The 6,846-nt window shown below is 73.3% G+C and carries 6 protein-coding genes; 4 read left to right on the top strand and 2 right to left on the bottom strand.

Annotation, left to right across the window (positions count from 1 at the left end; translation table 11 throughout):
- Window positions 1–54 precede the first annotated feature (54 nt).
- Window positions 55–1,338, bottom strand: a complete 1,284-nt coding sequence (locus AOK00_RS11525) for an adenylosuccinate synthase (protein ID WP_055600217.1) — start codon at window positions 1,336–1,338, stop codon at window positions 55–57.
- A gap of 142 nt (window positions 1,339–1,480) precedes the next feature.
- Here AOK00_RS11525 and AOK00_RS11520 point away from each other — a divergent pair, with 142 nt between their 5' ends.
- Entirely contained in the window at window positions 1,481–2,278 is a 798-nt protein-coding gene (locus AOK00_RS11520; protein ID WP_055600216.1) for a hypothetical protein, read from the top strand.
- Window positions 2,279–2,357: 79 nt separating this feature from the next.
- On the top strand, window positions 2,358–3,746 hold the full coding sequence (locus tag AOK00_RS11515; protein ID WP_159041737.1) for a hypothetical protein: 1,389 nt from the start codon (window positions 2,358–2,360) through the stop codon (window positions 3,744–3,746).
- On the opposite strand, the gene AOK00_RS11510 is transcribed toward AOK00_RS11515, so the two are convergent.
- The gene (locus AOK00_RS11510) at window positions 3,710–4,225 is read right to left on the bottom strand and encodes a GbsR/MarR family transcriptional regulator (RefSeq protein WP_055600214.1); all 516 of its coding nucleotides are present in this window, start codon (window positions 4,223–4,225) and stop codon (window positions 3,710–3,712) included. The two genes, AOK00_RS11515 and AOK00_RS11510, sit on opposite strands and share 37 nt — an antisense overlap.
- An 84-nt stretch (window positions 4,226–4,309) precedes the next feature.
- Between AOK00_RS11510 and AOK00_RS11505 the strand changes: the two genes are divergently transcribed.
- Both AOK00_RS11505 and AOK00_RS11500 read left to right on the top strand, forming a co-directional pair.
- Window positions 4,310–5,221 carry an ABC transporter ATP-binding protein gene (locus tag AOK00_RS11505; RefSeq protein WP_055600213.1) on the top strand — a complete coding sequence of 304 codons (912 nt, stop codon included), beginning with the start codon at window positions 4,310–4,312 and terminating at the stop codon, window positions 5,219–5,221.
- Entirely contained in the window at window positions 5,218–6,822 is a 1,605-nt protein-coding gene (locus AOK00_RS11500) for an ABC transporter permease (protein WP_055600212.1), read from the top strand. The genes AOK00_RS11505 and AOK00_RS11500 overlap by 4 nt, the downstream gene beginning before the upstream one ends.
- Window positions 6,823–6,846: the final 24 nt, after the last annotated feature.

The following is a 6,846-nucleotide window of genomic DNA, read 5'->3' as shown; positions in this document are numbered from 1 at the left end:
CGATTGCCCACACGGGGGGGGGTGGCGGCCGCAACGGGACGGCGGCCGGCGCTCCTAGAGGAAGGAGTTGATCTCGATCGTCTCCGTGCGGCCGGGGCCCACGCCGATCGCGGAGATCGGCGCTCCCGACATCTCCTCCAGCGCCTTCACGTACGCCTGCGCGTTCTTCGGCAGGTCCGCGAAGGTCTTCGCCTTCGTGATGTCCTCGGACCAGCCCGGCAGCATCTCGTAGATCGGCTTCGCGTGGTGGAAGTCGGTCTGCGAGTACGGCAGCTCCTCGACGCGCTTGCCGTCGATCTCGTACGCGACGCAGACGGGGATCTGCTCCCAGCCCGTCAGCACGTCGAGCTTGGTGAGGAAGAAGTCCGTCAGGCCGTTGACCCGGGTCGCGTAGCGCGCGATGACCGCGTCGAACCAGCCGCAGCGGCGGTCACGGCCGGTGGTGACGCCACGCTCGCCGCCGATGCGGCGCAGCGCCTCGCCGTCCGCGTCGAAGAGCTCCGTCGGGAACGGGCCGGCGCCGACACGGGTCGTGTACGCCTTGAGGATGCCGATGACCCGGCTGATCTTCGTCGGGCCCACTCCGGCGCCGGTGCAGGCGCCGCCCGCGGTCGGGTTCGAGGAGGTGACGAAGGGGTACGTGCCGTGGTCGACGTCGAGCAGCGTGCCCTGGCCGCCCTCGAAGAGGACGACCTTGTCCTCGTCGAGCGCGTTGTTCAGGATCAGCGTGGTGTCCGCGACGAACGGCTTGATCTGCTCCGCGTACTGGAGCATCTCCTCGACGATCTGCTCCGCGTCGATGGCGCGACGGTTGTAGAGCTTGGCGAGGAGCTGGTTCTTGCCCTCCAGCGCCGCCTCGACCTTCTGGGTGAGGATCGACTCGTCGTACAGGTCCTGGACCCGGATGCCGACGCGGTTGATCTTGTCGGCGTAGGTCGGACCGATGCCACGGCCCGTGGTGCCGATCTTGCGCTTGCCGAGGAACCGTTCCGTCACCTTGTCGAGGGTGACGTTGTACGGGGTGATCAGGTGGGCGTTGCCGCTGATCAGGAGCTTCGACGTGTCGACGCCTCGCTCGTTCAGTCCACTCAGCTCGGAGAGCAGGACCGCCGGGTCGACGACGACACCGTTTCCGATCACCGGGGTACACCCCGGCGAGAGGATTCCGGAAGGGAGAAGATGCAGCGCGTACTTCTGGTCGCCGACGACGACGGTGTGGCCGGCGTTGTTGCCGCCCTGGTAGCGCACTACATAGTCAACGGATCCACCGAGGAGATCGGTGGCCTTTCCCTTGCCCTCGTCACCCCACTGAGCACCGAGCAGCACAAGTGCGGGCACAGGCGTACACCCCTTCCGGGTGGGGCATGTCCAAGGTCAGGGGCCGAGGCCGCCTCACCGGTGTGCCCCGGAATAGACGAAGCCCCTGGCGCAATAGCGCAAGGGGCTCTTGCACAAAGATGCTACCCGAGGAAGGACCGAGGTGTCGGATCACGACCAGCTGCTGGTCATCGTCGACCCGGTCGCCCGCCGAAGTGACGGCGAGTCCGTACGGATCGCGAAAGATGTGCTGTGCGCGGGCGCGGAGGCGAAGATCTGCCTGCCGGACAGCCCGGAGGAATTCACCCGCGCCCTGGCCCGGCGGGGCTCCCGGCGCCCCGTGGTGCTCGGCGACGACCGCGCGCTGCTGCGCACGGTGGCCCTCCTCCACCGGGAGCGGGAGCTCGCCGCGGGTGCCCTCTCCCTGGTCCCGATAGGAGCCCCGGACGCCCTGGAACTCGCCCACGCCCTCGGCGTGCCGCGCTCCACCCCGGCGGCCGCCCGGACCGTCCTCGACGGGGCCGTACGGCGCCTCGACCTGCTGGTCGACGACAGCGACGGCGTCGTCCTCGGCGATCTCCAGGTACCGGCCTCGCCGGCCCTCGCCCCGGCGTCCGGGACCGTCTGGGGCACCTGCCGCTCCCTCGTCCGCACCCTGGTCCGCCCGGCCCCGACGGCCCTCGCCGTCCGCACCCACCGGTTGCGGGTGGAGGCGGACGGGGTGCTGCTCACCGATGTCGACACCCCGCTGGAGAGCCTCACGGTCCGCTCGGCCGGCGGGGCGGCCGAGGTGGTCGTCCACCCCTCGGCCGCCCCGCCCCGGCACACGACCGCCCGCGTCCTCACCGTCTCGGGCCCTGACTTCCGCTACCGCGCGGACGGCCGCGTCACGGGACCGGTCCGCCGCCGGACGTGGACGGCCCTGGAGAAGGCCTGGGGGCTGACCCTGCCCAGGGACTGACCGGACTGGTGCGCGGGTACGGCGGCCGTCTAACGTCGCGCGTGGTGTGGACGGCGGTATGCCTGACGGGGGATGCGGGATGGCACGGGCGTTGGATCTGCCGGCGACGGCGAAGGCTCTGGACCGGTACGGGCGAAGAGCGAGCGGGGTGACGACGGGCGGGTGCGTCCTGTTCGTCCCGGCCGCGGGGGTCGCGCTCGTGGCACCCGGGGAGCCCTGGGCGGACGACCTGATCGGCGCGCTCGTCGCCCTGGGAGTGCTCGTGGCCGGCGCCGGTGCCGGGTCCTGGGCCCTGGCGCGCCGGATGAGGCGCGTGCTCGGCTCCGGGGTCTGGTCGGCGCATGCCGCGGTGGCCGTGCGGAGCATGCGGAGCACCGAGGCCGTCGTGCTGCGCGCCCCGGCCGGGGACGGACTGTGGCCGCTGGAGGTGGTCGCGATGCGGCAGCGGTACGAGCCGCTGCGGCCGGGCCCCGACGGGGTGATGTGGTGGTGCGGGGACCCGTCCAGGGGCGGGGTGCTCGCACCGCCCGGCGGCGGGGCGCTGATCTGGACCAGGCCGGTGAAGCACCGGCGGGCGCGACGGCGGATCATGGAGCAGGCCGCGGGGACGGGGCTCCTCACGCGGGCGACCCCCGTCCAGCCACAGGCGCGGGATGAGGTGCCGCAGGTCCCGGATCCGGTCCGTACCGCAGTTCCGGCCCCGCGCGTGAGCCTGGTCAAGCCGCCCGAGTCCGACACGTCCGGCGCTCCGACGTACGCACGGCTCGCGGCCCACGCCGGGCGGCAGGCCGTGGCACGGACCCGGCCGCGGGCCCGGACCCGGCGACCGGAGGCGGACGTCCGCGAGGTGGCGTGGTGGCGCGTGCGGAGCCTGCGGCGGGCCGCGGGGGTCAGCCGGGTGCTGGTGGCGCTGGCCGTCTGCGCGGCGGCGGCCGCGGCGGCGGCCGTCCGGCCGGAGGGGGGCGGCCTGATGAAGCTGTTCCTCGTGGCGGTCGTGGGGCTCGCGGCACTCGCCCACTCCGGCCATCGCCTGCTGACCGGCGGGATTCCCGCGGTCCGGCTGATGGCCCGGGCCGCGCGCTCCCCCGTGCCGGTCCCGCGGCGGTACGTCCTGCTCCACGACCCGCAGGAGGGCGTTCCCGTTCTGGTCGCCTTCCCTTCCCACGGCGGACCGCACGACCTGCCCGAGGGGCTGCTCCCGCTGGTGCCGCCCGGCACCGCCAAGCACCCGTGGCTCGGCTTGCCTTCCGACCCGACCGGGACCGTCGAGCTGCGCGGCTGGCGCGACTTCTCCGCCGGTGGCCTACCGCTCGTCGTCCCGCGGTTCGAGGGGCGCGCGCTGTGGCCGGCCGGGCCGTATCAGCCGGCCGGCGGGGCGGAGGGTGCCGCGCTCCTCGCCCGGCTCGCCCCGCCCATGGACACTCCGGCCCGTCAGAAGGAGGACTCGGCTCCCCGAGCCTCCTTGTAAACCGCCCAGCGGTCCATGATCCCCAGCATCTCCCGCTGGAGGAACGCGAAGAACTCGGCCGTCTCGGCCGTCCGCGCGCCCGCCTCCGTTTTCGGGCCGAGCAGTTCGGAGCCCTCGCGGAGGATCTTCTCCCAGCGGACGAGGATCTGGTCGCGACGGGTGAAGGTCTCGTACCAGAGCTCGTTGTGGAGGACGTACCGCTCGCGCCGGGTGCCGGGGTCGCGCTCCCGGCTGATCATGCCGACCTGGCTGAGGTAGCGGATCGCGCCGGAGACCGCCGCCGGGCTGATCCGCAGCTGCTCGGACAGCTCGGCCGAGGTCATCGAGGCGCCCTCGGAGGCGAGGAGCGCCGCGAAGACGCGGGCGGCCATGCGCTGCATGCCGGCTCCCGTCAGTTCGGCGGCGAAGCGCTCCACGAAGCGGGACACGCCCTCCTCGTTGCCGTCCTTGTTCGCCTCGGTGGTCGTCATGCCGGTCATCGTCTCCCTCGTCCGCTTCGCGCCTCCGACTTTATACGCTTCCTTAACTTCACAACTTTGTGAAATGAGCGTACGTTCTGAAGCATGACGAAGGCAATCAGCATCGCCGGACTGCACAAGTCCTTCGGGCGGACCCACGCGCTCGACGGCCTCGACCTCGCCGTCGACACCGGCGAGGTCCACGGCTTCCTCGGCCCCAACGGCGCCGGCAAGTCCACCACCATCCGGGTCCTCCTCGGCCTCCTCCGCGCCGACTCCGGCGGCGTCTCGCTGCTCGGCAGGGACCCCTGGCAGGACGCCGTCGAACTGCACCGCCGGATCGCCTACGTCCCCGGCGACGTGACCCTGTGGCGCAACCTCTCCGGCGGAGAGGTCATCGACCTGTACGGGAGGCTCCGGGGCGGCCTCGACCGGGCGAAGCGCGCCGAGCTGATCGAGCGCTTCGAGCTCGACCCCACCAAGAAGGGCCGCACCTACTCCAAGGGCAACCGGCAGAAGGTCGCCCTCGTCGCGGCCTTCGCCTCCGACGTCGACCTGTACGTCCTCGACGAGCCGACCAGCGGCCTCGACCCGCTGATGGAGGAGGTCTTCCAGAGCTGCGTCCAGGAGGCCCGCGACCGCGGCCGGACCGTGCTCCTCTCCAGCCACATCCTCAGCGAGGTCGAGACCTTCTGCGACCGGGTCAGCATCGTCCGCAAGGGCCGGACCGTGGAGTCCGGTTCGCTCACGGAACTGCGGCACCTGACCCGCACCAGCGTCACCGCCGAACTCGCCGCCGCGCCCAACGGCCTCGCCCACCTCCCCGGCGTCCACGACCTGGACGTCCAGGGCCTGCGGGTGAGACTCCAGGTCGACACCGACAAGCTCGACGCCGTCCTGCGCGCCCTGACCGCCTCGGGCGTACGGAGCCTGACCAGCACCCCGCCCACCCTTGAGGAGCTGTTCCTCCGGCACTACGAGGACGAGCACCTCGCGAACGGGGTGGCGGCGTCATGAGCACGGTCACCCTCGCCGGCACCACCACCCTCACCCGGCTCGCCCTGCGCCGCGACCGGCTGATGATCCCGCTCTGGGCGCTCGTCACCGGCGGCCTGGTCGCCAGCGGCGCCGGCTCGCTCGAAGGCCTCTACGGCACGGCCGGCGAACGCGCCGAGGCCGCCGCCTCCATGACCGCCAACAGCTCGATGCGCGCGCTCTACGGACCGGTCTTCGACGACTCCCTCGGCGGACTCGTCGCCTGGCGGTTCGGCACCTTCGCCACCGTCCTCGCCGCCGTCGCGAGCCTGATCGTCGTCGTCCGGCACACCCGCGAGGAGGAGGAGACGGGCCGTCAGGAGATGCTCTCCGCCGGCGCGGTCGGCCGCCGTGCCCCGCTCACCGCCGCCCTCCTCGCCGCGCTCGTCTTCAACTCCGCCGTCGCGCTCGTCGTCACCGCGGGACTCGCCGGACAGGGCGCGGCCGGGGCGCTCGCCCTCGGCCTGGCGATCGGCGGCACCGGCATGGTCTTCGCGACCACGGCCGCGCTCGCCGCCCAGCTGACGGAGAGCGCCCGGCTCGCGAAGGGCCTGACGGGGGCCGCCGTCGGCCTCGCGTTCGTCCTGCGGGCGGCCGGCGACTCCGGCACGGCCGGAGATGCCTCCCAGGACGGAGTTCTGGGGGGAGGTTCGTCCGTCCTGACCTGGCTGTCGCCGATCGGCTGGGCCGAGAACGTCCGCGCCTTCGCCGGCGAACGCTGGTGGGTCCTCCTCCTGACCGCCGCGGCGGTCCTGCTCCAGACGGCGGCGGCGTACGCGCTGACCGGCCGTCGCGACGTCGGCGCCGGCTTCCTCGCGACCCGGCCGGGCCCCGCGGAGGGCGGGCTCGCGACGGCGGGCGCGCTCGCCTGGCGGCTCCAGCGCGGCACCCTCCTCGGCTGGTCGCTGGGGTTCCTGCTCGGCGGGCTCGTCTTCGGCGGGATGGCCGAGGGCGCGGCCGACATCGTCGGCGACAACGAACAGGCCCGGCAGGTCTTCGAGCGGATGGGCGGCCAGAGCGCCCTCACCGACGCCTTCCTCGCCACCATGGTGTCCCTCTTCGGGATGGTCGCGGCCCTGTTCGCGGTCGGCTCGGTGCTGCGGCCGCACGGCGAGGAGACCTCGGGCCGCGCCGAACCGCTCCTCGCGAACGCCCTCGGCCGGATCCGCTGGGCGGCCGGCCACCTGCTGATCGCCTTCGGCGGCTCGGCCCTGATCCTGGCCCTCAGCGGGACCGGCCTCGCCCTCTCGTACGGCCACGACGCCGGCCCGGTCCTGGGCGCCTCGCTCGCGCAGCTCCCGGCGGTGTGGGCACTGGCCGGGCTCGCGGTCCTCCTCTGGGGCACGGTCCCGAAGGCCGCGACCGCCGCGTGGGGCGCGGCCGGCCTGTGCCTGGCCCTCGGCTGGATCGGCCCGGCGCTCGACCTGCCGCAGGCGGCCCTGAACCTCTCCCCGTTCGGCCACCTGCCGAAGCTCCCGGGCCCGGAGACGACCTGGACTCCGGTCCTGGCGCTCACGGCCCTGGCGGCGGCACTGGTGGCGGCGGGCCTGGCGGGGCTGCGACGGCGGGACATGGTGAGCTGAGGAGAGAACCGAGCACTGCCGCTT

This window comes from Streptomyces aureus (assembly GCF_001418135.1).
GTDB classification, from domain to species: domain Bacteria; phylum Actinomycetota; class Actinomycetes; order Streptomycetales; family Streptomycetaceae; genus Streptomyces; species Streptomyces aureus_A.
Note: the sequence above shows the minus strand (reverse complement) of the source record. Positions and strands in the feature narration are given on the sequence as shown.

Coding starts and splice junctions, on each gene's coding strand:
- AOK00_RS11515 (WP_159041737.1), top strand. CDS start 2,358: ATGGCACGGGCGTTGGATCTGCCGGCGACGGCGAAGGCTCTGGACCGG.
- AOK00_RS11510 (WP_055600214.1), bottom strand. CDS start 4,225: ATGACCGGCATGACGACCACCGAGGCGAACAAGGACGGCAACGAGGAG.
- AOK00_RS11505 (WP_055600213.1), top strand. CDS start 4,310: ATGACGAAGGCAATCAGCATCGCCGGACTGCACAAGTCCTTCGGGCGG.
- AOK00_RS11500 (WP_055600212.1), top strand. CDS start 5,218: ATGAGCACGGTCACCCTCGCCGGCACCACCACCCTCACCCGGCTCGCC.